Annotated in this window: 20 protein-coding genes; 11 read left to right on the top strand and 9 right to left on the bottom strand. The window is 66.7% G+C overall.

The window, feature by feature from the left end:
• Positions 1-33: 33 nt before the first annotated feature.
• Both CH302_RS18185 and CH302_RS18180 read left to right on the top strand, forming a co-directional pair.
• The gene (locus CH302_RS18185; protein WP_037195922.1) at positions 34-1,380 is read left to right on the top strand and encodes a 3-oxoacyl-ACP reductase; all 1,347 of its coding nucleotides are present in this window, start codon (positions 34-36) and stop codon (positions 1,378-1,380) included.
• Positions 1,377-2,234, top strand: coding sequence for a MaoC/PaaZ C-terminal domain-containing protein (locus CH302_RS18180; RefSeq protein ID WP_037195924.1), 858 nt, complete (start codon positions 1,377-1,379; stop codon positions 2,232-2,234). The genes CH302_RS18185 and CH302_RS18180 overlap by 4 nt, the downstream gene beginning before the upstream one ends.
• 74 nt (positions 2,235-2,308) lie before the next feature.
• Here CH302_RS18180 and CH302_RS18175 read toward each other — a convergent pair whose 3' ends face one another.
• Together CH302_RS18175 and CH302_RS18170 are read right to left on the bottom strand one after the other, a co-directional pair.
• Positions 2,309-2,911, bottom strand: a complete 603-nt coding sequence (locus tag CH302_RS18175) for a TetR/AcrR family transcriptional regulator (protein WP_032396646.1) — start codon at positions 2,909-2,911, stop codon at positions 2,309-2,311.
• Between the two features lie 62 nt (positions 2,912-2,973).
• Positions 2,974-4,149 (bottom strand): glycoside hydrolase family 3 N-terminal domain-containing protein, encoded by a 1,176-nt coding sequence (locus CH302_RS18170; protein ID WP_037195925.1) that lies wholly within the window; start codon positions 4,147-4,149, stop codon positions 2,974-2,976.
• Between the two features lie 101 nt (positions 4,150-4,250).
• On the opposite strand from CH302_RS18170, the gene CH302_RS18165 reads away from it, so the two are divergent.
• The 3 genes from CH302_RS18165 (at position 4,251) to CH302_RS18155 (ending at position 9,262) form a co-directional block, all read left to right on the top strand.
• Complete coding sequence (locus CH302_RS18165; protein WP_027495380.1) at positions 4,251-4,718, top strand: universal stress protein; 468 nt, start codon at positions 4,251-4,253, stop codon at positions 4,716-4,718.
• 103 nt (positions 4,719-4,821) lie between these two features.
• Positions 4,822-4,992 carry a DUF2613 domain-containing protein gene (locus CH302_RS18160; protein WP_082073827.1) on the top strand — a complete coding sequence of 57 codons (171 nt, stop codon included), beginning with the start codon at positions 4,822-4,824 and terminating at the stop codon, positions 4,990-4,992.
• A gap of 22 nt (positions 4,993-5,014) precedes the next feature.
• The gene (locus CH302_RS18155; RefSeq protein WP_037195927.1) at positions 5,015-9,262 is read left to right on the top strand and encodes an alpha-(1->3)-arabinofuranosyltransferase; all 4,248 of its coding nucleotides are present in this window, start codon (positions 5,015-5,017) and stop codon (positions 9,260-9,262) included.
• Here CH302_RS18155 and CH302_RS18150 read toward each other — a convergent pair.
• Positions 9,240-10,388, bottom strand: a complete 1,149-nt coding sequence (locus CH302_RS18150) for an acyltransferase family protein (RefSeq protein ID WP_037195928.1) — start codon at positions 10,386-10,388, stop codon at positions 9,240-9,242. The two genes, CH302_RS18155 and CH302_RS18150, sit on opposite strands and share 23 nt — an antisense overlap.
• A 166-nt stretch (positions 10,389-10,554) precedes the next feature.
• On the opposite strand from CH302_RS18150, the gene CH302_RS18145 reads away from it, so the two are divergent.
• Together CH302_RS18145 and CH302_RS18140 are read left to right on the top strand one after the other, a co-directional pair.
• Positions 10,555-11,688 (top strand): DUF3068 domain-containing protein, encoded by a 1,134-nt coding sequence (locus tag CH302_RS18145; RefSeq protein WP_037195929.1) that lies wholly within the window; start codon positions 10,555-10,557, stop codon positions 11,686-11,688.
• A gap of 119 nt (positions 11,689-11,807) precedes the next feature.
• The gene (locus CH302_RS18140) at positions 11,808-12,521 is read left to right on the top strand and encodes a phosphotransferase enzyme family protein (protein ID WP_082323876.1); all 714 of its coding nucleotides are present in this window, start codon (positions 11,808-11,810) and stop codon (positions 12,519-12,521) included.
• 81 nt (positions 12,522-12,602) lie between these two features.
• On the opposite strand, the gene CH302_RS18135 is transcribed toward CH302_RS18140, so the two are convergent.
• Complete coding sequence (locus CH302_RS18135; protein WP_176460731.1) at positions 12,603-13,817, bottom strand: polysaccharide biosynthesis protein; 1,215 nt, start codon at positions 13,815-13,817, stop codon at positions 12,603-12,605.
• 25 nt (positions 13,818-13,842) lie between these two features.
• On the opposite strand from CH302_RS18135, the gene CH302_RS18130 reads away from it, so the two are divergent.
• Positions 13,843-15,579, top strand: a complete 1,737-nt coding sequence (locus tag CH302_RS18130; protein ID WP_371828464.1) for a hypothetical protein — start codon at positions 13,843-13,845, stop codon at positions 15,577-15,579.
• On the opposite strand, the gene CH302_RS18125 is transcribed toward CH302_RS18130, so the two are convergent.
• Positions 15,526-16,746, bottom strand: a complete 1,221-nt coding sequence (locus tag CH302_RS18125) for a glycosyltransferase family 4 protein (protein WP_037196231.1) — start codon at positions 16,744-16,746, stop codon at positions 15,526-15,528. The two genes, CH302_RS18130 and CH302_RS18125, sit on opposite strands and share 54 nt — an antisense overlap.
• A gap of 84 nt (positions 16,747-16,830) precedes the next feature.
• On the opposite strand from CH302_RS18125, the gene CH302_RS18120 reads away from it, so the two are divergent.
• Positions 16,831-17,601 (top strand): class I SAM-dependent methyltransferase, encoded by a 771-nt coding sequence (locus CH302_RS18120; RefSeq protein WP_230596524.1) that lies wholly within the window; start codon positions 16,831-16,833, stop codon positions 17,599-17,601.
• A gap of 9 nt (positions 17,602-17,610) precedes the next feature.
• The gene (locus tag CH302_RS18115; RefSeq protein ID WP_037195936.1) at positions 17,611-18,489 is read left to right on the top strand and encodes an ROK family protein; all 879 of its coding nucleotides are present in this window, start codon (positions 17,611-17,613) and stop codon (positions 18,487-18,489) included.
• A 66-nt stretch (positions 18,490-18,555) separates the two neighbouring features.
• Here the strand turns inward: CH302_RS18115 and CH302_RS18110 are convergent, their stop codons facing one another.
• The 4 genes from CH302_RS18110 to CH302_RS18095 all read right to left on the bottom strand — a co-directional run bounded on the left by CH302_RS18110 (position 18,556) and on the right by CH302_RS18095 (position 23,586).
• On the bottom strand, positions 18,556-20,385 hold the full coding sequence (locus CH302_RS18110) for a phosphoenolpyruvate carboxykinase (GTP) (RefSeq protein WP_037195939.1): 1,830 nt from the start codon (positions 20,383-20,385) through the stop codon (positions 18,556-18,558).
• 308 nt (positions 20,386-20,693) lie between these two features.
• Positions 20,694-20,999 (bottom strand): DUF6802 family protein, encoded by a 306-nt coding sequence (locus CH302_RS18105; protein ID WP_052048118.1) that lies wholly within the window; start codon positions 20,997-20,999, stop codon positions 20,694-20,696.
• A 32-nt stretch (positions 21,000-21,031) separates the two neighbouring features.
• Positions 21,032-22,561 (bottom strand): hypothetical protein, encoded by a 1,530-nt coding sequence (locus CH302_RS18100; RefSeq protein ID WP_037195940.1) that lies wholly within the window; start codon positions 22,559-22,561, stop codon positions 21,032-21,034.
• On the bottom strand, positions 22,558-23,586 hold the full coding sequence (locus tag CH302_RS18095; RefSeq protein WP_037195943.1) for a hypothetical protein: 1,029 nt from the start codon (positions 23,584-23,586) through the stop codon (positions 22,558-22,560). Before CH302_RS18095 ends, CH302_RS18100 begins: the two co-directional genes overlap by 4 nt.
• Before the next feature lie 212 nt (positions 23,587-23,798).
• On the opposite strand from CH302_RS18095, the gene trmB reads away from it, so the two are divergent.
• Positions 23,799-24,557, top strand: a complete 759-nt coding sequence (gene trmB / locus CH302_RS18090) for a tRNA (guanosine(46)-N7)-methyltransferase TrmB (protein ID WP_037195945.1) — start codon at positions 23,799-23,801, stop codon at positions 24,555-24,557.
• Positions 24,558-24,559 lie beyond the last annotated feature (2 nt).

Here is a 24,559-nt window from a genome sequence, read left to right as displayed (position 1 = left end):
CAGAGCGAGCAGCGCTGAATGAAAGGTACGACAGTGGCAGCCTCCAAGGGAGCCCCAGATCTCTACTCAACGTTCCTCGCGTCCGCGCCGGGAGCCTTCATCGCCAAGCAGGCCGGCCTGCCGCAGCCCGAGAAGCTGCGCCGCTACAAGGCAGGCGAGCCGCCGCTGGCCGGACCGGTCCTGATCGGGGGCAGTGGTCGCCTCGTCGAGCCGCTGCGTGAGCTGCTGTCGGACTACCCGCAGTCGCAGCCGCACGACGACAAGCACGGCGGACTGGTGTTCGACGCCACCGGCATCGGCAACGTCGCCGAGCTCGAGCAGCTCTTCAAGTTCTTCCAGCCGGTCATCCGCAACCTGGCACCGTCCGCACGCGTCGTCGTCATCGGCACCACGCCGGAGGAGACCTCGAGCGTCGACGAGCACATCGCTCAGCGCGCCCTCGAAGGCTTCACCCGCAGCGTCGGCAAAGAGGTCAAGCGCGGTGCCACGGCGCAGCTCGTCTACATCTCCCCCAAGGCATCGACCGGCCTGTCCGGCCTCGAATCCACCCTCCGCTTCCTGCTGTCGGCCAAGTCCGCATTCGTCGACGGCCAGGTCATCGCCGTCGGTGACGCAGATTCGCAGGCACCGGCCTCGTGGGACAAGCCGCTCGCAGGCAAGGTAGCCGTCGTCACCGGAGCCGCCCGCGGTATCGGTGCCACCATCGCCGAGGTCCTCGCCCGCGACGGAGCCACCGTCATCGCCGCGGACATTCCCGCTGCCGGAGAAGCACTCTCGCAGACGGCCAACAAGGTAGGTGGCACCTCGCTCGCACTCGACGTCACCTCGCCCGACGCCGGAGAGGTACTGAGCAAGCATCTCCTCGAACGCCACGGCGGCGCAGACATCATCGTGCACAACGCAGGCATCACCCGCGACAAGACGCTCGCCAACATGGACGACGCCCGCTGGAACTCGGTCATCGGCGTCAATCTCGCTGCCCCGCAGCGCATCACGGACCAGCTCGTCGAGTCGGGTGCGCTGAAGGAAGGCGGCCGCGTCGTCGACGTCTCCTCCATCGCAGGCATCGCGGGCAACCGCGGCCAGACCAACTACGGCACGTCCAAGGCAGGCGTCATCGGCCTGGTGCACGCGTCGGCACCGGTGCTGGCGAAGAAGAACATCACCATCAACGCCGTCGCCCCCGGCTTCATCGAGACCGCGATGACGGCTGCCATCCCGTTCGCCACCCGCGAGGCCGGACGACGCATGAGCTCGCTGCTGCAGGGCGGCGAGACCGTCGACGTCGCAGAGTTGGTCTCGTACTTCGCTTCTCCCGCATCCAACGCCGTCACCGGTCAGGTCGTGCGCGTGTGCGGCCAGAGCCTCCTCGGCGCATGAGCACCGTCACGCTGACCGCGCAGCCGAAGACGTCCGACATCTACACCTCGGCTGCGCTCGGCGCGCTGCCGTTCTTCGGATCCAGGTCGTCTTCGGTCCCCAGCACGGTGTACGAGCTCAAGGGTCTGCGAGTGGACCCCGACAACCTCGCCGGGTACTGCCGCGCGACGGGACTGCGATTCGGCGATCAGCTCCCGGTCACCTACCCCTTCACCCTCGTCTTCCCGACGGTGATGAAACTGATGGTGTCCAAGGGCTTTCCGTTCGCCGCGATCGGTTCGGTACACGCCGAGAACGTCATCGAGCAGTTCCGTGGCATCTCGTCCTCCGAGCCACTGGACGTGCGAGTGCACGCGGAGAACCTGCGCGAGCACCGCAAGGGTTTGCTCGTCGACCTGATCAGTGAGGTCAAGGTAGGACGCGAACTGGTCTGGAAGCAGACCTCGAGCTTCCTGAGCCTGCAGAAGACGTCACTGTCCGGTGGACCCCGCGAGGCACCGCCCGCCGACGAGGTTCCGCCGCCCCCGACCCGCACCCTGCGCGTCGACCAGCGGATCATCAGCCGGTACGCGGCAATTTCCGGAGACCGCAACCCGATTCACGTGTCCTCACTCGGCGCAAAGGCATTCGGATTCCCGAAGACCATCGCGCACGGAATGTGGAGTGCTGCCGCAGTACTGCAGACCGTCGAGGGTCGAATCCCGGAAGCTGTGAACTACAGCATCCGCTTCGGCAAGCCGATCGTCCTGCCCGCGACGGTGAACGCCTACGCCGAGGCCGTCGGCACCGGCTGGGACCTGTCGCTGAAGAACCCGAAGAAGGGCTACCCGCATCTGACGGGAACCCTGCGCTGACTGCTCGAACTCGAAGTTGTGGACGGATTTCCTCGGATTTCCGTCCACAACTTCGAGTTCGGCGGTAGTTCTTCTCAGGTGGTGGCGGTTTTCTTTCCGGCCAGGCCGCGCCATGCCAGATTTTCCAGTAGGTCCGCTGCGGCGTCGACCTCGATTTCGCCGCCTGCCACTCTGTCGGCCACGGCCTCGCCCGCACCGACCAACGCGACGGCCATCAGCCCGAAGTTCTGCGACTGCTCGGGATCCCTCGTGCTCATCGCGAGCAGGCCGGCCGTCAGCTCGATCAACCGATCTCGGCTGCTCTGCACCTGCGAGGCGAACGCCTGCTGACCGATGGCCTGTCGGTAGAGCACCATCCATGATTTCCGGTTCTCGCCGACGAATCCGAGGAAACCGATCAGCGCCTTGCGCAACTGCTCGCGCGGCGTCAGCGTCGGATCTGCAGCGGGAGTCAGAGCCTCGACGAACTTCACGCCCTCGCGATGGATGCACGCGGCGAACAACTCGTCCTTCGACCCGTAGTACAGGTAGAGCATCGGCTTGGAGATGGCCGCCTTCTTGGCGATCGAATCCATCGATGTCTCATGGAACCCGTTGTCGGAGAACACATCCACCGCCGCGTCGAGCATCTGCTGCTCGCGGACGGCGCGAGGCAATCTCTTGGTGCCGCCAGCCATGGACCCTCCAATACGTACGAAGTACTAGACGTTACTCCACAGTAAGGTCCAGTACCGCGCAATCAGGCCCCGCACGCCCCCTTGAACCGAGCAACCGTCGCTGCGGCCTCGTCCACCTGAGCCGCCGCGAGGCGTCCCGTCGCCACCGCGTCTTCGAGATTGTCCAACACCGCGGGCACCTGATCGGTGGTGAGCCACAGCGCGACGTCGGCTCCCGCCACCAACGCCGCCTCGACCGCGTCGACGATCCCGAGTCGCGCCGTGATCGCCGCCATGCCGCTGAGGTCGTCGGTGAAGATCGGGCCGTCGAACGGAGCGGCACCGTATCCGACGCCATCGCGCAGCAACGCCATCGCCGCCGGGCTGATGCTCGCCGGCACACCCGGCTCGGTCAGTCCGGGCACATCGAGATGCCCGACCATGACACCGACGCCGGTGTTGTTCAGCGCCGCGAAAGGCAACAGATCCTTGGCCTTCAACTCGTCGAGAGACGGCGTCGTCACCGCGCCGGTGTGCGAGTCGCCCGATCCCGAGCCGTGCCCGGGGAAATGCTTGATGACGGGCTTGACGCCCGCGTCCTCCAGACCACGCGCGTATGCCCCCGCGTACTCGATGACCGACTGCGGATCGTCGGAGAACGACCGATCACCGATGACGGAATCATCGGGCTGTGCACTCACGTCGACCACCGGAGCGAAGTCGACGGTGACCCCGAGGTCCTTCAACCCCTGGCCGCGCGTCAACGCCTCCTGGTATGCCTGGTCCACCGTCATCGTCTGTGCCAGCACTCGCGCCGACGGCGCCTCCCCCAGCAGATCCGCGACCCGCGAAACCCGACCGCCCTCCTCGTCGATCGTGACCATCGGAGCCACCGCGGACGCATCGAGCACCTGCGGTACTTCCCGATTGCCGAGCATCGACTCGTCGGTCCAACTGCCGACGAAGATGCCGCCGACCTGCTCGGTGGACATGATCTGCACCGCGTCCGCAGTCCCGGTGACTCCGACGGTGAGGAGCTGCGCCAAACGCTGCCGCTCCGACAGTCCGTCGACGAACGCAACACACTCGTCGACGGGCGGGACCGGTTGCGGCACCGTCGTTTCGACGGCGGTGGTGGTCGGGGCAGGGGACGCCGACTGCGTCGACGCGACCTGCGCGGACTCGGTGGAGCACGAGACCAACAGGCCGACACCGACCGTCATCACCGCAGCGGACCGAACCGAAAACCGAAGTCGCATGGAAGACGACGGTAGCCGAGATGCGGGGTGCCGGTTTCGCCCCGGGGTGCGGGAGGGGTGGGGGTAATCTGGACGAAAGCGACATGAGGAGGAGCTCGACCATGACCGCAGACCTCATACTCATTGCCTACGACGGCTCCGACAATGCCAAACGCGCCATCGACTATGCAGGCCGATTTCTCACCACTTCTCGCGCGATCGTCGTCACCGCGTGGGAGCCGATGGTGCGTCAGGCCGCTCGAATGTCCGGCCTCTCCGGCGTCATGCAGCCCGAATGGGTTCCCGACGACGAGGCCGAGGACGTGGCGCTCACCGATGCGAAAGTGACCAACAGTGAGGGCGTCGCGCTGGCCGAGGCCGCGGGCCTGAAGGTGGAGGGCCAGTGCACCGAATGCACCACCGCCATCTGGAGCGCGATCGTGGAGAAAGCCGACGAGATGAACGTCGACATCATCGTCACCGGCACGAGGGGCACCACCGGTCTACGTGCGCTGCTCCAGAGTTCGGTGGCCGAGCACGTTCTGCGACACAGTCATCGACCCGTCCTGATCGTTCCCCCCGGCAAGTAACGCGTCCACCGGCCTCTTCTGTAGGTGCGAGTGATACCGTGATGCCCGCGTGGGGGTCCACCTCGCCCGCTTCTTTCCTGAGCCGACTGACTGGAGAACCGAGATGAAGTTTGCTGTCCCGGGTGTCATTGCCGCCGTCGTCGGAGCCGTACTGGGTGCGGGCGTCGTCTTCGGAGTCACCGCAGCTGCAGCCGACAACTCTCGTCCGGATATCGATCGCTCCGGAAACGCCGACTCGTCCTTGCTGAACCAGGTTGAGTACGGCAGCCGCTGACGCTGGTCGCTTTCGTGAATCGATGATCTCGGCCGAGCCGCTCGGCCGTAAATGGCTTTTCGGCGTCTCGATTCTGGCGTTCCTCCTCACTTTTCTGCAGGTCCCCGGCTTCACCGTCGCCGACACCAAGTACGACCTGGCTCAGAACCCCCTCGGATTTCTCGAACGCGCCTCCCATCAGTGGAACAGTGCAGCTCCGCTCGGCCAGGTGCAGAACCAGGCATACGGCTACTTCTTTCCGCACGGTGCGTTCTTCGCCGGCGGCGACCTGCTGTCGATCCCGCCGTGGATCACTCAACGCATCTGGTGGGCGCTGCTGCTCATCGCCGGCTTCTGGGGAATCGTCCGGCTCGCCGAGGCTCTCGGTATCGGCAGCCGCAGTTCCCGTCTGATCGCAGCAACGGCCTTCGTTCTCTCTCCGCGCGTGATCACCACCCTCGCGTCGATCTCCTCGGAGACGATGCCGATGATGCTGGCACCGTGGGTGCTCATCCCGATGGTGCGGTATCTCGTCGGGGACGATGCGAAACAGACGGCTCGACGCACTGCGGCGCAATCGGCCCTCGCAGTGGCGTTGATGGGCGCGGTCAATGCCGTCGCCACCGCCGCCGCCGTCCTGGTGGCCGTGATCTGGATGCTGACGCATCGGCCGAACAAGCGGTGGTTCGTCTTCGGCGCGTGGTGGTCGGGCTTCCTGGTGCTCGCGACGCTGTGGTGGATCGTTCCACTGCTGTTGCTGGGCAAGGTCTCTCCACCGTTTCTCGACTACATCGAATCGTCCGGCACCACCACGCAGTGGACGTCGCTGACGGAGGTGCTGCGCGGCACCGGCAGTTGGACGCCGTTCGTCTCCCCCGAGCGAGTGGCCGGTGCCGTTCTGGTGACTCAGCCCGCGGCCGTCGTCGCGACGGGTCTGATCGCGGCTGCCGGAATCGCGGGCCTGGCGATGCGCGCGATGCCGGCCCGCGGCCGGTTGACGATCATGCTGTTCGTCGGTCTCGTCGGCCTCGGTGCCGGGTTCGTCGGCGATCTGGACGGTCCGTTCGCCGCTGCCGTCCGGGTGTTCCTCGATTCCGCAGGCGCACCGCTGCGCAACATCCACAAACTCGAGCCGGTCATTCGAATTCCGTTGGTGCTGGGCCTGGCTCATCTGTTGGCCCGAGTTCCGCTCCCGGGTTCCGCGCCGCGCACGCAGTGGCGATCGGCCGTCGCGCATCCCGAGAAGCACCCCATGATGGCGGTGACCGCACTGGTCCTCGTGGCCTTGACGCTGTCCACCTCACTGGCGTGGACGGGCAAGCTCGCGCCCCGAGGAGCGTACGAGGCCGTTCCGCAGTACTGGCACGACGCCGCGGACTGGCTCACCGAGAATGCCTCGGGATCGAGCCCCGACGGTTCCGACGCGCAGCGGGCCCTGATCGTGCCCGGCGCACCGTTCGCCCTGCAGACCTGGGGTCTGACCCGAGACGAACCACTGCAGGCTCTGGCCACCACGCCCTGGGCCGTCCGCGACGCCGTGCCGCTCACCCCGCCCGGTGCCATCCGCGCATTGGACTCCGTGCAACGGCTCTTCGCCGACGGTCGGCCGTCGGCCGGGTTGGCCGATACCCTTCTGGGCCAGGGCATCAGCTACGTCGTCGTGCGCAACGACCTCGATCCCGAGAACTCCCGATCCACCCGTCCGGCCTCGGTGCACCAGGTGCTCGACGGTTCGCCGGGACTCGAGAAGGTGGCCGAATTCGGTGAGGACGTGGCTCCCGGTCAGGTCGACGGCGTTGTGCTCGACGGTGATCTGCGACCGCCGTATCCGGCTGTCGAGATCTATTCGGTCGGCGATTCGGCAGACATTCCCGCGTCCGGTCCGTACACCGTCGACCTCGACCGTGTCCCGGTCGTCCAGGGTGGTCCGGAGTCGATTCTGCGCTCGAACGAGCTGCGGAACAACGGGATTCGCAATCCGGTGCCGTCGGGCCCCACTCTGCTGGCCTCGGATGCCGCTGCGGCGGGCATCGCCGTGGACTCGGTGACGGTGACCGACACCCCGATGAATCGCGAGACGGACTTCGGTCAGGTCGACAATCACAGTTCTGCCCTGCGGGCCGCCGACGAGCCGCGACGTTCGCTCAACGAGGTGTCCGATTACCCGGTGTACGGGGCAGAGACCGTCGATGCCGAGTGGGAGGGCGCGACCCTGACGGCGTCGAGTTCGGCGTCGGACGCCACGCAGATCGGTGGGAGCGCCCCCGGCAGCGGTGTCGCCGCCGCGGTGGACGGCGATCTTGCCACCAGCTGGATCAGCAACGGGATCGAACGTGCTGTGGGGCAATGGCTTCAACTGGACTTCGATACGCCGGTGCGCGGCGGGCTGCTGCGCATGCGCACCAGCCCGGGGACGATCGGCGACCCGGTCAAGTGGGTGGAAATCACCACCCCGAACGGCTCGACGGCGGCACGCGTCGACGAGCCGGGTGAGCCGATGACGGTGTCACTCCCGGGCGGTGAGACTCCGTGGCTGCGCATCACCGCGAAGTCGACGGTGGACGGGACCCGGGGCAGCCAGTTCGGCATCAGCGAGGTGTCGGTGGACGACTACTCCGACCGGGACAACCCGAAACAGGTACCGATCGTGCACCGCGCGGTGCTGCCTGCGACTCCCTCCGGGGCGAGCGTCGACGCCTGGGAACTGGGCCAGGAATTCCCCGGCCGCTCCGGCTGCCTCGACACCGAGGATCGAATCCGTTGCAGCAGTGGCCTGTCCAAGTCACCCGAGGAACTGGGCCGCTTCTCGCGCACGATCGACGTGCCGATGGGTACCGCGGTCATTCCGGATCTGACGGTACGCACGCGGCAGTCCCCCGAACTCGAAGCGCTACTGGCACAACCGGGACGGCCGTTGGCCAGCGGGGCGTCGGACGTCGCGGACCTGCACGGCTCGGCGTTCGCCGCGACCGACGGCGATCCGCGCACGTCCTGGACAGCGCCGGAGAAGTCGATCACCGATCGCGCGGGAACCGACCCCACTCTGACCATCCAATTGCCCTCTCCCACACTGGTGGACGGGCTCGAGCTCAACCCCAGCCTCGGCGCACTTCCGGCGCACCCCACCCGGGTCGCGGTCAACCTCGGCAACGGGCCGATGGTGCGCGACGTCGACACCGACGGTTCGACGACCCTCGACCTCGCGCCGTACGTGACGGACAGGATCGTTCTGTCGATCGTGGACTGGGACGGCGTACTGGACCGAAACTCGTTGGGCTTCATCCAGTCTCAGCCACCCGGCTTCGCCGAGGTGACGCCACTGTCCGGTGGTGAACCGATCGGCGCACCGTACGACGGCGACCGCGAGATCACCGTGGACTGCTTCGCAGGCCCCATCGTCTCCATCGCCGGGCAGACGGTGCGCACATCGGTGACGGCCACCGCGGACGAGTTCCGTTCCGGCGAGCCACTGAAGGCGTCGGTGTGCGATGCCGACACCCCGGTGAACGAGAACTTCGTCAACCCGGTATCACTTCCCGAGGGACGCCAGGACGTGGTGGTCGAGCCGGGTGCGTCGTTCTTCGTCGACGGTATTCGGTTGCGCACCATGCCTATTCCGGCCGAGTGGCCGACGGGATCGGCACCGCAGGCCGCCAGGACGACCGCCTGGAGCCCGGATCACCGCGAGGTGACGCTGACCTCCACGACGGAGGATCGCTTGCTGGTCATCCCGGAAAGCAACAACAGTGGTTGGCGCGCAACCACACCCGGTGGCGTCGAACTCTCCCCGGTCGTGGTCGACGGATGGCAACAGGCCTGGATCGTTCCGGCCGGGGCGTCGGGCACGATTTCGTTGGATTTCGCCACCGATCGCTGGTACCGACTCGGAATCTTCGGCGGGCTGCTCCTGCTGATCCCGCTGCTGTTCGCAGCGCTGCGCCGGCCGCGCAGTGCGCCGAACCCGGGCCCATCACCGCGGCCGTGGCAGAGCGTTCCGGCCGCAGTCGTTGCGCTGCTCGGAGCAACGATCGTGTTGGCCGGGATCGCCGGTGCGGTCACCGTGGCCGTGATCGGCATCGGCGCGGTGCTCGTGGATCGCCGCTACGGACGCACGGTGTCCTCACGTGTATCGGTCTGCGTTGCAGGCGGATTCACACTGCTGGCTCCAGCACTGCTCTCGCTCGGACCGTGGCGATCTCCCGATGGGTACGTCGGCGGGTCCTACTGGGTGCAGCTGGCGTCCCTGATCGGAATCGTCGCGTTGGCGATCACGGCGATACGGAAGCCGTGACCGCTTTCTTGCGGGATGCCAGGCGTCGTCGAGCAGGGTCTTCCACCAGCGCGTAGCTCGCCGCTGCCACCGGAATCGACAGTGCGAGAGTCACCGGCAAGACGAACCACATCCCACCCGAGAACGGGATGATGCCGAACACCGGGAACACGACGGCGAGCACAGCCAGGTGCCAAATGAACAATCCGTACGACCAGCGGCCCAGCGTCAGCATCACCGGATGCTCGAGGAAGCGATGCCGTCGACCGTCCTCGGCGAGAATCAGTGGGGCGAGCATCGCGAAGGCCAGTATCGCGCCGAGCAGGATCTTGATCTCGAACTGCCAGGCCGCCGGACGCACCAAGCCCTGCGGACCCGCCAGAGGAGTCGCCGACAAGGCGAACGCGGCAACCGCGATGGACGACATGACAAATCGGCGACGAGCCAGCCGATGCACCCAGGTCGGTGGCCCCACCGAGACCTCGGCGAGCAGCATCCCAGCCGCGAACCACGGGAAGTAGCCGGGGAGCCAGTTGTCATGGTGAATGCCGTCGGGGGTCGACACCGGAACGAATGCCCACGACAGGGTCAGCACCGCAGCACCCAGAATGACCGGTATACGGCGGGCGGCGGCCGCACCGCGCAGGCGCACCATGAGCCAAGCGAACACCGGCAGCAGGAGATAGAAGGCGATCTCGACCGACAGCGACCACATCTGCGTCAACCCCTGGGTCAGGGTCAACGGCACGAACACCTGAGTGAACGACAGGTTCGCCAGCCACACGCGGTAGTCACCGCCTGCATCGGGAAGAAACATCAGGATCAGCAGCACGCCGACCCAGTAACCGGGCAGAATCCTCGCGAACCGCGAACGGAAATAGCGGCCGAGCGGCTGGGCACTCCGATGACCGCGGGCCGCGGCCGCGTGCGGACGCCACAGCAGGAATCCCGACAGCGAGAAGAAGATCGCCACAGTCAGGTCGAATCTTCCCCAGACATGACCCAGGATCGGCGACGTCGCGCCACCGGTCTGAAAGGCCACGTGGGTGACAACGATTCCGATACACGCGACGGCACGCATCCCCTCGAGGGACGGTACGAACCCACGAAGCGGGACAACGCTTGCCGAAAGGGTCTGTGTGCTCATGGTGGCCTCAAGTGTGCCGTGTCGAACCGGCGCAGACGAGACCGGTGCCACTGTCGACTGTTACTGTCACCTGCGACGTGTCGTAATAAATCGGGCATCGGGTCGGGGCGAACGTGTTTCCCGCCCGCGGTGTCTTCCATGAAGCGGTCAACTAAGGAGATACAGCATGGCGGAGCGCTCAGGGCCGAGCCGGATACTTGCCCTCGTACTCATCGGCTTGGGCGCGTTTCTGGTGGTCGCCGCCATCCTCATCCCCACCTACACCATTTCGGCGCTCGAGAAGACGCCGTTGGACCTCGAAGTCACCACCGTCTCCACCGGTGAGGGCAGCGTGCTGAACGCGAGTTCCCTTGCAGCAGGTCGCGCAGTGGTCGACCAGAACGTTCCCCTCGTCTCCCAGCGATTCGTCACCGTCGAGGATCCCTCCGACGCCGACATCATGACGCTGCAGGCAGGCCAGACTCTGCGTCGCAGCGACAAGCAGGCCGACACCGGACTGCTCACCGCAAGCGTCGACCGCGTCACCATCGACCGCAAGACGTCGATGCCCGTCGAGAGCCCGATCGGCACCATCCAGGTGGCAGGCAACGCGCCCGCCGAAGAGGTGGCCCACACCGGACTTCAGTACAAGTTCCCGTTCAACTCGGAACAGAAGAGCTACCCGTACTTCGACGTCAATGCGCGTGCGACAAAGGACATCGACTTCGTCGAGGCAACCGAGATCAACGGCACGCCGGTGTACCAGTACCAGCAGACCGTCGGCCCCGTCGATCTGTCGACCGTGGTGAACCTGCCGACCAACAAGGTCACCCTGCCCGCCGACACCTGGGGTGTCGAGGGTGGAGCCGCGCCGGTGACGATGACCCGCTGGTACGAGAACACCCGCACCCTGTGGGTCGAGCCCGAGACCGGCGTCGTCGTCAAGGGCGAAGAGCAGATTCACCAGTACTACGGACGTGAGGCGGGCCAACCCGAGGTCGACGTCCTCAACGCTCCGATCACGTTCGACGAGAACACGGTCGAATATCAGATCCAGCAGGCCAAGGACGGCCAGGATCAGATCTCGCTCTTCGGCCGCACCGTCCCGATCATCGCCGGAATTCTCGGTGTCATCTCGCTGATCGCCGGAGTGTTCCTGCTCCTGCGCGGTGGCAACGGTGGACACCGTCAGCCGGCCCGAGCAGACAACACTCCGCGACCGACCCCCGGTGGCGGAACCGCTCCCGCTCCGTCGAGCAACCGTGATTGGACGACGGATCGCACGGAAGAAATTCCGAGGACGAACCTCAACAAGGAGTAGGTGCGCTACGCAGGAGTGAAGCCTGCGGAACGACCCGGTTGGTCAGTGGCGTGGTTAGGTGCCCGTGGGGGCACATAACCACGCCACTGGTCTATGTGGAGACGGGAACCGACTCAGCGATGCTCCCCGAATCGGTGCGATCATGTTGGCCGGGTCTCGTGGTCGACGGCCCGTTGTCCGGTGGTGCGCGAAACGACATCCGGTCCGGACAGCTCGACGGCGCCCGCGTTGTCATCCGGCATTCACGTCGCACTCCGGATTCTCGATCCTGGGAGTGGCACCTTCTCCGCCACCTCCAGGAATGTGGCATCCACCTGCCTGTGCTCATACCGTCGTCGGCGGGCGACCTGGACGTCGACGGCTGGCACGTCTACGACTACGTGGAAGGTTCACACCCCGAACCGAAAGACCCCCGCATCGCGGACGCCCTGGCCGAGGTCCACGCCGTGACCGAGGGCTGGCCACAGCGCCCCGGATCTGCGAGTTCGATCGATCTCCCGGAACTTCTCGCCGGCGGAGACGTCGACTTGACCGCAATGCCAACCGGTTTGGCCGACCGGATAGTCGATGCGTGGCGAAGGGCACGAACCCCGTCCTCCACATGTGTTGTTCATGGCGATGCACATGCGCGCAATGCAATCATCGACAAGCAGGGCCGGTGTGTGTTGCTCGATTGGGACGAAGCGCGGGTGGACCAGCCCCACTACGACCTTCCAGTCGGTCCCGCCGAACTCCGAGCGAATCTGGCGTGGGAGATCGCCACGTGTTGGATACCCGAACCCGATTACGCCAGGTCATTGATGCGGGACTTCGCCGATACGGCCCCACCTTGACCTTCACCTCGGTTCGATGCGCCTGACCTCGTTGTGGCCGAATACCATTCGAGCTGGAAGCAGGACCTGCGAACAGGTTTGTCAGGTCGACGGGCGAGCTGCTCGGTTCCCCCACAACACCAGGCCGCATACCACCACCATCGTCACCGCGGCGGTGACTGCGGCGACGACGACGAACTGCGCGAGCGTCGCCGCCACGAACAGCAACAGCAATACCTCGACACCGAGGGCGAACCAGGCGACGAGAGCGAGGTGGGTGCGTTCGCCCGCGATGGCCCACAGCAACGCGCTCTGCAGCACGGCCAGGCACGCACCCTGCAGCACGAACAGCCAGACGTACTCCTGCACACCGGAATACGTATCGCCCACCACCAACGGCAACAGCGGAGACGCCAGTGCACCGCCGATCACCAGAACCGTACCGAGCCCCGCGACGACGGCCAGCGCAGATCGCACAGCGGAGGCAGAATGCAGCGGGTTCGCCATCCGTGGATACAGCACGACACCGACGGCCTGCGGCAACCAGAACGCCGCCTTGGACGCAACGGCTCCGACGGCGTACAGCCCGGCCTCGTTGGAGCTGAGCAGCGTGCGCGCCAGCACCAGATCCAGCGCGGACATCGCGATCAACACCAACTGCACCTGAGAGGCCTGCAGCACGGCCAGAACGGTGACCTTGGTTTCCGACACCGAGTTCACCGGCACCCCGGCCGTCCACCGCGCACCGAGCGCCACCACGCCGATGCCCGCGGCCGTGGCCAACAGAACCGAACCGGGCCCACCGCCGAGCACCAACACCAGCACGGCCGGAGCCACCTTGCCGAAGCCGGCGGCGGCCAACACCACACTCAGGGCTCCGAATCGCCCACGTCCCTGCAGCAAGCCCTGTTCGGCGGCCAACAGCACCAGCACCGGCGCAGCGATGACCGCCGATACGGTCGCCGCCATCGAGACGTCCATGGCCGCGGACAGTGCGGGGGCCAGTGCCAGGGCGAGCACCCCCACCACCGCCGCACACCGATACCCCACTGTTCGCAGTTCACGAGAACTGCGCCCGCGCACCACTTCACGCGCAACGACGGACTGCAACGCCAACGCCGGAACCGCGAGAACCAATTGCGCAGCAAGCAGACTCGCGAATTCTCCGTAGCCCTCGACGCCGAGCATCCGGCTCGCGAGAACCTGCAGCAGGTATGCCGCAACGTTCGCGAACATCGAACCGGCGGTCACCATCCCCATCCCGGCGACCGAGGCACCCGCCGTGTGGTCTGCCTCGGACGAGGCGCGGAAAGACATGAGCCCACGGTATAGGGTGCCGATCATGGCGTGGTCGAGGTCGAGGTGGACACCGCCGCTCTACAGCCTGCTGCTCGCCGTGGTGATTCTCGGCCCGCTTCTCGGCCCCGGCTATCTCCTGCTGCGCGACGCCGTCAGCACTCCCCGTTCCTACTTCACCGACTCCGCCTGGGGAATCGCCGACGCGGCCGCGCGGGCCGTTCCGCAGGACGCCGCTATTGCCGCGCTGACGACGGTGTTCGACGGTGGCCTGGTGGTCAAGACGATTCTGCTGCTGGCCCTGTGGCTGACCGGGTGGGGTGCAGCGGTCATGGCACGAACAGTGCTGCCGACAGCCCCACTACCCGCGCTGCTCGTCGCATCGACGGTGGCCGTGTGGAACCCGTACGTCGCCGAGCGACTGCTGCAGGGACACTGGAGCCTGCTCGTCGGCTATGCCGCCCTGCCGTGGACCGTGGTCGCCGCACTCGCGGTCCGGCAGAGTCGTTCCTGGTGGGCGCTCGCAGTCTGTCTCGCTGCTGCCGGGCTCACCCCCACCGGCGCGTTGCTCGCCGCGACCATCGCCCTGGTGGTCCTCGCCCTCCCCGGGGGTGCCCGACGCGGCCTGCGCGTGGTCGGCACCCTCGGACTGGCGGCGGTGGCGTCGGCACCGTGGCTGGTGGCGACGGCGGTGTCCGGCGGTGGCGTCGAGCAGACGGATCCGGCGGGGTGGGCGGCGTTCGCGGCTCGTGCCGAGCCCGGCCTCGGTACCCTCGGCTCCCTGGCCGGCCTCGGCGGAATCTGGAATTCCGATGCTGTACCCGCCTCTCGTACAAGCATTTTCGCGTTCGTGGGCACGGCGCTGCTGTTGACCGTCGTCGCGTTCGGGGTGCGGCCGCTGATCAGGCGCCGAAGAAATCCGGTGATCCTGGGACTCGCTGTCGTTGCGTTGCTTGCCATTGCAGCTCCTGCGCTGGCAGCGACGGGACCGGGGCTGGCAGTCGCCCGGGCTCTGGGCGAGACGGTGCCCGGTGCCGGTCTGCTCCGGGACTCGCAGAAATGGGTCGCGCTGGCGATGCCGATCTATGCGTTGGCCGCCGCGGCTGCGTTTTCTCCCCGGCGTCGACCGAATCCGGTGCAGCCAACCGCGCTGAGCGCGGTCCAGCGCACCCGATTCGGGGGCGCCGTTGCGATACTGGCCCTGCTGATCGCACTACCCGACCTGGCCTGGGGCGTCGGGAACTCGATGCGGCCGGTGGCGTACCCGGTGTCCTGGCAGGCGGTCGCAGACGAAGTACAGGGCACCGCAGGCGATGTCGCGGTACTACCGGCCGGGATGTTCCGCCGCTTTCCGTACAGCGGCAGTGCTCCCGTTCTCGATCCTGCGCCGCGGATGCTGCCGTCGGACGTGTTGCAGACCGGCGAGCTCATCGTCGCGGGCGGCACGGTGCGGGGTGAGGGGGCGCGCGCGACGGAGGTCCAGAATGCGCTGCTCGCAGGCGAACCCATGAACGTGATCGCACAGCTGGGTGTCGGCTGGGTACTGGTGGAGAACACCACCCCCGGCGAACTCGGCGAATCCGCGCAAACACTCGATCCATTGGACACCGTGTACTCCGACGAGCAGCTCACGCTCTACCGAGTACCCGATCCCGTGCTCACCGAAAGCCGCCCAGCTGCAGCCGTGATCGTTGCCCACCTCGCCTGGGCACTACTACTTCTCGGCGGACTAGCGGTAGGACTGCTGGGCCGAATCCGAGTGCTGCGCACCCACCAGCCCTGACGACCACGAGCCACGCGTCGTCGCGTCGAGCACCGAGTAGACACCTTCTGCGCACTGCTCCCAGGAGAATTCCGCCGCGCGTACTCTCGCCTTCTCACCCAGCCGAGTTCGGGCTTCGGCGTCCTGCAGCAGTTCCGAGACGGCAGCGGTCAGACCGGAGACGTCCCGGTCCTCTTCTCCATCCGAAAGCCTGCCCACCAGAACTCCGGTGACGCCGTCGATGATCGAATCGGTGAGGCCCTTGGAACTTCGGTAGCCGACGGTCGGCACGCCGTGCTGAGCTGCCTCGACGACCGCCAGACCCCAACCCTCCTTGCGGGACGGCATCACGTGCACCCACGAGCGACCGAGCAGCGCGTGCTTGCGGTCCTCGTCCACATGACCGTGGAAGGTGACGAATCGATCGATCCCCAGTTCACTCGCGTAGTCGCGGAGGTTCTGCTCCCACCAACCGCCGCCGATGATGTCGAGGTGGATGTTCGGAATTCGGCCCCGCAGCGCGGCGACGACGTCGAGGGCGTCCTCGATCTGCTTGTGCGGAACCAACCGGGACAGCACGGTCAGCGACGGGTGCGCGGTGCGGGTGCTCTCGTCACCCTCGGGCACCGCCAGGGGAATCTCGTCGGCTCCGTTGCGCACCACGGCGATGCGCTCGCGGTCGACGCCCAGTGCGACCAACTCGTCCGCGGACGGCAACGACACCGTCAGGTACTGATTGCGGCGGTGGACTCTCGGGGACACGGTCGATTCGAGCCACCAACCGAGCTTGGCCATGATCGGACCCGCGACCGGCCACTGCTCGCGGTGGCAATGGTGCACCAGCAATGTCACCGGTACGCCGAGCGCGGCACGTGAGAAGAAGGGAATGCCGTTCTGGGTGTCGATCACCGCGTCGGGTGCAATGCCTTTGAGCGGGCCGAAACCGAGCCGGCCGGCTGCGATGGCGGCCAGGGCGCGGGGATACACCGACAGGCGTCCACCACCGCGACTGATGCGAATCCCGTCGACGATCTCTTCGGCGGGAGCTCCGGGGTACGACGCCGTCCTCAGCGTGACGCGGACGCCGCGTCGAGCCAGACCTGCGCCCACCTGCTCGAGGTATCGCTCGCTGCCGCCGCCCTGCGGGTGCCCGGTATCGCGCCAGCACAGCAACAGAACCTCGCGCACAGCCCGCTTCACCCAATTTCCGCATGTTCGTTTCTCGACCGCCGTCGATTACCGTTGCCACAGTAACCGCTAGGGTTCGTCTTCGTGACTTCCGCCGTGACACGTCTGTTCGCCTCTCGCGCGACACTGCGCCGCTCGGTGAGTCTGCTGAAGGACTTCGGACACGAGCAGAGTGCTCCCGACATCTTCTACGGCGCACTGGCCCGCGATTCCGTGGAGCTGATCGGCGATCTGTATCGGGGTCTGACCGGCACCGACATGTCCGCGGCGACCGTGTTGGACGTGGGCGGCGGACCCGGATACTTCGCCGAGGTCTTCGGTGCGAGCTGCGCGCGCTACCTGCCCGTCGAGCCCGACGCGTCCGAGATGCACGCGGCAGGTCTGCAGATTCCCGGTTCGGTGCGCGGCTCCGGGATGGCACTACCGTTCCGTGACGACAGTGTCGACATCTGCTTCTCGTCGAACGTCGCCGAGCACGTCCGCGAGCCGTGGACCATGGCCGAGGAGATGCTGCGGGTCACCAAGCCCGGCGGGTTGACGGTCCTCTCGTACACCATCTGGTTCGGTCCGTTCGGCGGCCACGAGACCCGGCCCTGGCACTACCTCGGCGGCGAATACGCAGCCCGCCGCTACGTCCGCACCACCGGTCACGAACCGAAGAATCGATTCGGCGAATCACTGTTCGACATCAGCGCAGCAGACGGATTACGTTGGGCACGAAGCACTCCCAACGCGACGCTACTGGCCGCATTCCCGCGCTACCACCCCCGCTGGGCATGGTGGATTATGCGCGTTCCGATACTCCGCGAGTTCCTCGGCAGCAACCTCGTCCTCGTCCTGAAACCGAACACATAGCCTGGAACGATGACGGCACTCGCACTCGACATCGGCGGCACCAAGATGACGGCGGCACTCGTCGGCGACGACGGGCGGCCGGAGAATCCGGTCACGGTGCCGACGCCCGAGTCCGATGTCTGGGACGCCTGCGCCGAGCTGCTTCGAAACACGACCGAACCCGCCACTGTCACTCGGATCGGCGTCGCCTGCTCCGGTCCGGTGGATCTCGAGACCGGGTCGGTCGCACCGATCAACATCGACGAGTGGAAGGCCGGCTTCGGTCTGCGCGATCACATCGCCGAGGTCTTCCCCGAAGCCGACATCCGCCTCGCGATGGACGGCAGCGCAGCGGCACTCGGTGAGCACCGCTTCGGTGCCGCCGTAGGAGTTCCGGACGTGCTGAGCCTGGTGGTGTCGACCGGCATCGGCGGTGGGTTGGTGCTGGGCGGGAAGATCGTCGCCGGTGCAAGCGGAAACGCCGGGCACATCGGCCACATCGTCGTTCCCGGTTCGACGACGCCCTGCGCGTGCGGCGGAATCGGATGCGTGGAAACCGTCTCGAGTGGGCCGTCGGCAGTGCGATGGGCGCGCGAGCTGGGTTGGACCGGCAGCACCGGAACCGAATTGGCCGCCGATGCCGCCGCCGGGGAGCCGGTCGCCATCACCTCGCTGCAGCGCGCCGGAGTGGCACTGGGTCAGGCGATCGCGTCGGCCGTCGCACTGGTGGACGTACGCATGGTGGTGATCGGTGGTGGCTTCGCTCAAGCCGGCCCGCCGCTGTGGAATCCGATCCAGGAGTCGATCGCGCTGCACGCGCGTCTGAAATTCCTCGACGGCCTGCAGGTGGTACCCGCTGCTCTGGGTGGCCTCGGCACCTTGGCCGGGGCAGCCGCGCTCACTGCCTGACCGGGCATACCCACACAGCCAGAACGGGGCCCACCCCTCGGTGAGCCCCGTTCTGTGTCGTGAATACTACGCGCCCAGGCGCTGCTTGAGGGCGTCGAATTCGTCCTGAATTCCGGTGGGCAGTTTCTCGCCGACGAAGTCGAACCACTCCTGGATCAGCGGGATTTCGGCCTTCCACTCGTCGGAGTTCACCGCGAGTGCCTCGGCCACGTCCTCGACGGTGGTGTCGAGTCCGTCGATATCGAGTGCCTCGGCGGTGGGGACCACACCGATCGGCGTCTCGATGCCTGCGGCCTTGTGCTCGATGCGCTCGACGATCCACTTGAGCACGCGCGAGTTCTCACCGAATCCGGGCCACAGGAAGCGCTTGTCGTCGCCGCGACGGAACCAGTTGACGTAGAACACCTTCGGCAGCTTCGACTCGTCGGCGTTCTTGCCGAGGTCGATCCAGTGCTGGAAGTAGTCTCCGACGTTGTAGCCGAGGAACGGCAGCATGGCCATCGGGTCGCGTCGGACGGTTCCGACGGTGCCCTCGGCGGCAGCGGTCTGCTCGGAGCCGACGGTTGCTCCCATGAACACTCCGTGCTGCCAGTCACGAGCTTCGGTCACCAGCGGAACGGTGGTCTTACGACGTCCACCGAACAGGATCGCCGAGATCGGCACGCCCTTCGGGTCGTCCCACTCGGGAGCCATGGACGGGCACTGGGCCATCGGCACGCAGTAGCGCGAGTTGGGGTGCGCGGCATCGGTTCCGGACTCGGGGGTCCAGTCGTTGCCCTTCCAGTCGATCAGGTGCTCGGGCTTGCCTTCGAGGCCCTCCCACCACACGTCGCCGTCGTCGGTCATGCCGACGTTGGTGAACACCGAGTTGCCCTGGTCGATGGTCTTCATCGCGTTGGGGTTCGAGTCCCAGTTGGTACCCGGTGCGACGCCGAAGAAGCCGTACTCGGGGTTGACGGCGTAGAGACGACCGTCCTCACCGAAACGCATCCACGCGATGTCGTCACCGATGGTCTCGGCACGCCAGCCCGGGATGGTCGGCTGAATCATCGCGAGGTTGGTCTTGCCACACGCGGACGGGAACGCCGCGGCGATGTAGTAGGCCTTGTCCTCGGGCGAGATCAGCTTGAGAATCAGCATGTGCTCGGCGAGCCAGCCCTCGTCGTGAGCCATCGCCGACGCGATACGCAGCGAGTAGCACTTCTTGCCGAGCAGGGCGTTGCCGCCGTAGCCGGATCCGTAGCTCCAGATCTCACGATCCTCGGGGAAGTGCGTGATGTATTTGGTGTCGTTGCACGGCCACGGCACGTCGGCCTGGCCCTCGGCGAGCGGAGCGCCGAGCGAGTGCAGCGCCTTGACGTAGAAACCGTCGTCACCGATCTTGTCGAGTGCGGCCTGGCCCATGCGGGTCATCACGCGCATCGAGACGACGACGTACTCGGAGTCGGTGAGCTCGACGCCCAACTTGGGGTCGGCCGCGTCGAGCGGGCCCATGCAGAACGGCACGACGTACATGGTGCGTCCGCGCATGCAACCGCGGTAGAGATCGGTCATGAGCGTCCGCATCTCGGACGGTTCCATCCAGTTGTTGGTGGGACCGGCGTCGATCTCTTCCTTGGAACAGATGTACGTGCGCGACTCGACGCGAGCAACGTCCGACGGGTCGGAGTTGCCGAGGAACGAGTTGGGCTTCTTCTCGTCGTTGAGACGAGTGAAGGTGCCTGCCTCGACCAGCTTGCCGGTCAGGCGCTCCCATTCGGCGTCGGATCCGTCAGCGAACACCACGGAATCCGGTTCGGTCAGTTCGGCTACCTGGGCAACCCAGGCAAGCAGTTCTTTGTGTCGAGTCGGCACATTGTCGGTGCCGCTCAAACCGGGAATGGTGGCTGAGGTCATCTAACTCTCCTGGGGTGAGCCGGAACCGGGAAGTACTCGCACGATCACTGTGGGCAACATGCGCGAGCAGATCTCGGTTTTCCCCTCTCGGCGGGGCGCTGCTCGACCGTTCGAGCCGCAGTACACCATCGTAACGGGTACAGCAAGCCGAGGGTCGAGCGCCGGGTGTCCTGTTGTTCAGGTTAACGCCGAGCGACGTAAATCCGGAAACAGGGTGTTGTCCGATTAGTCACAGGACCGATTCAGATAGGGAAAGATCCGCGCAAGAAGGCGTCTACCAGCGGCGACACCCTCCGCGGACATCCGGACTACAGCTCACCCGATTCGGTCATTTCACCCCGGCCGATACCGTTCGCTTCTCGAAAAATTTCCCAGGATCGGTACTGCCCGTCACGTCCGAACGCTGTGAACTTGTCCGTCACACCGTCGCCGTCGACGTCGGTCGCCACGGTCATCCCGGCGTCGGTACGTCGTACGGTGGTCTCGTAGTGGCCGTCTCCGTCGAGATCGAACAGGTCCGTCGAGACCGCGGGCGCACCCGGGTCGTCGACATCGTGGTGGTCGACCTCCTCCGTGAGGAAACCCCCTGCTGCGAAGCCATCCACCGCGATCATCGACGCTCCTCCCCTCGAACCCGACACTGCACCTACTGACTCCGACGCACCGGCTCGTCGAACGGTTCCGCGTGCGCGGCGGAGAAATGGTCGGGTTCGCGGGGCACGAACGCACCGCGATCAGGTCCGCGGAATCGCTCGAGCCCCCGCTCGAGTGCCGAGAGATCGCGATCGCAGGCAGACAGCAGCGCCGATCGTTGGTCGGCGAGCCGACGCAGCTCGGCATCGACCTCGGCGAGTGCGACGTCGATGCGGGCCACTGCGTCCCTGTCCGCGGTCGCGACGGCGGACGCGAGCATCGACTCGGCATCGAGAATCCGCGAGAGCAATCGCTGCTCCACCGACGATTTCACCCGAGCCAGGCTTTCCTGCATCCAGCCGCGCAGGTGGGCACGGTCGGCCACGAGCGCCCGCGAGCGCGTGATCCACCAGGCGAGCGCACCACCGAGGACGAGGGCGATCACGGTGTTGGCGACGGCCCAGGCCGGCACGAGCGCCATCGGCGACACCACCAGCCGCCCGAGCCCTACCCCCGCCGACGCGCCGACAACGATCATGACGAGATCCTCGATTCCCCGACGCCGGGACGGCTCCCCGATGTCGAGCGGGTCGTCCGCGACACTCGATTCCGCCGGTATCGGCGTGAGCCCGAGATCGGTCTGCACCGTCCGCAAGCGGGCCGTGAGCGCCGCGTCGGCTCGATTCCGGGCTCCGCGCGCGGACTCGGCGACATGCACCGGAAGGTGCGTGAGTTCTGCACGTCCGGCGCCGTCGATCGTGGCTTTGGCCTCGGCAACCAGGGCGCGGAAATCTTCGGCGGCGACATGGAGAGACTCCACGCGCACCCGTTGAATTCGGTTGTGCAGCAGCGCCCGTCGATCGCCACCGAGATTCTCTCGTTCGCCGACGAGCTCGGCTCGCCGCGCTCGGAGTTCGGCCGTATCACCGCCCCCGGTCACCGCGCGCGCTCTCGCCACGATCGACGCTCTGGCTCCGGATGCGCAGTCCTGCACTGCCGCAGCATATTTGCGCTGGGATCCGAGAGCCGTGGCCTCCAGCAGCAGCGCGCCCAGTCGGTCTGCCACTGCTCCGAGACCCGACTCGGCAGACATCGCTGTGTCACCGCTCTCCCGGCCCGTGCGCGCCAACCGAACCGAGATCGGATGGAACGTGCACTCCACCGCCCGTGGGACGCACTCGGCAACGACGTCACTGTCGGCCGAGACAATTTCACGCCAGTGCCGATGCACGTCGATCTTGTTCACCACGAACACGACCGGCGTGGATTCGAGGGCTGCTCGCCACTGCTCGACCTCGACGCGGCCCACCGGAGCCGACGCGTCGACGACGATCATCACGACGGCTGCGTCGGCTACCGAGTCCGAGAACTCGATGCCGCCGAGCCGGGACAGCTCACGGCGCAGTTCGGACTTGCCCGACCCAGCGGTACCGGTGAGGTGAACCCCTGCAGGTCTGCTGCCCCTCGCCCTGTCTATCTCGTCGAGTGCACTCGAATTCCAGCGTCGTAGAACGCTTTTCATGTCTTCCGAGAGCGGGGTCATCGGCGCAGCATTCGCACGTGCCCTCGACACAGCGCGAGTGCCGCGCGGCGCACGTCGGGGTCACCGGCAGCGGCCGCCCGCCTCTTCCACAGCACCGCCTGCTCCAACGCGACCTGCTCCGAACCGGTCTCGATCGGCACCCCCAGACGTAGAGCCGCGTAGCGCATCTCGGCAGCCACCGCTTCGTCGGAGGCCAGGTACGACTCGACGGCGTCACGAACCCGCCGGTGGCCGGCGGAGATCTGTTGCACTGTGCGATGCAGTTCGGCGTCCCGAGCCGCCGCGGCCGCCGACACGGCCGTGGAGACGGCGGCGATCAGGGCGTCGGCACCGGTGGCGTCGGCCAGCATGCGCGCCGCATCGGCGTCGGACACAGCGGGTCGCTGCCGCAGTACGTCGACGAGCAGGGCGAGACCTCGCAGTTCGATGCATTCGATCAGCGCGTCTCTGCGACGCGTCGACACCGCGATGTCGGCGGCGCGAAACCGCTCGACGGTCATCAGGTCGGTCGGGCGCAGATCGGCCGACGCGACGGCTCGCACGTCGGCCATGTCCAGGGGCGCACCGGCCCGGCCCACTCCTCGCAATCCCGCCGCGGTCGTTCCCATCACCGGCAGCACCGTCCGCCCCAGCTGCTCCGAGGCCGCTGCGGCCGCGGCTGCGGGATCGTCGAGTGTGTCCGCCTTCGTCAGCACGACGACGGTCCCGTCCAGAACATCCTTCGGCCTGGAACCGAGCAGTGCGGTGTCGACCGGCGACACCGCACCCGCGATCACGTGGACGAGCACCTCGCCCTCGCTGCTGTCCGTTCTGCCCTCGTGCCATCGGACATCGAGGCCGTCGGCGTCGAGCGACACCGACCCGACAACGGCGAGAACCGCGGACTTCCCGACGCCGGTGCGGCCGGTCACCCGTGCGGTCATCGGCCGCAGGCGCTCGTGGACGGCGGATTCGACGGCTGCATGTGCGTCGCTCGACGCAGCGCGGTCACGCAATCGGCCCAGACCTGCCTCGGCGACGTCCATGCTCGATTCCCCCCAGAACGACCCCGCCGCCACGTTTCAGAGTCGACGCACAGCCCCCTGCTGCGGCACCGATTCTGGCACACGCGGGCGCTCGTGAGCCGGTCGAGAGAAATTGCACGGTTGTAATTAGGCGGGTTCGTCCTGGCGCTGATCAGCGGCAGGACCGCAAGTCTCAACTTCAACTCGAGACCCACCTGTCACACGCCCCGCCGATGCGCGACAATGGACCGGTGAACGAGCCCCAGGACACCTCTGTCGACACCGAGGAGAACGCCGCGCAGACCCAGGAACGGGGCTCACGGCTGTACCCCCGCGTGACGAGTTTCCGCTCTCGGCGCGGAGCGCTGACCGAAGCGCAGCAGACCACCTGGGACAACCTGTGGCCGCGCATCGGTCGCGACGTCGCCGACGAGCAGATCGACGTCGACGCCTGGTTCGGGCGCAGCGGCCCGGCGATTCTCGAGATCGGCTCGGGTACGGGCACGGCCACCACGGCAATGGCCTCGGCCGAGCCGCACGTCAACCTGATGGCCGTCGAGGTCTACCGACCCGGCCTGGCCCAGACACTGCAGCAGATCGAACGAGAAGGCATCGAGAACGTTCGGTTGCTCCGCGGTGACGCGATGGACGTGCTCGAGAACATGCTGTCCTCGGAGTCGTTGACCGGCGTCCGCGTCTTCTTCCCCGACCCGTGGCCCAAGGTTCGGCACCACAAGCGTCGACTGCTGCAGGGTCCGACCTTCGCGATGATCGCGGATCGGTTGAAGCCCGGTGGCGTTCTGCACGTGGCCACCGATCATGCCGAATACGCTGAGTGGATTGCCGAGGCCGGGAACGCCGAGCCCGGTTTGACCGTTCTCGATTGGGAATCGCCCATGACACACGAGCGACCGGTGACGAAGTTCGAGGGCAAGGCACAGCTGGTCGGTAGCTCGGTGACGGAATTGATCTGGGGAAAGAAGACAGCATGAGC

This window comes from Rhodococcus sp. 15-2388-1-1a (genome assembly GCF_002259145.1).
GTDB lineage: Bacteria > Actinomycetota > Actinomycetes > Mycobacteriales > Mycobacteriaceae > Rhodococcoides.
This window is presented reverse-complemented; position numbering and strand designations above follow the sequence as displayed.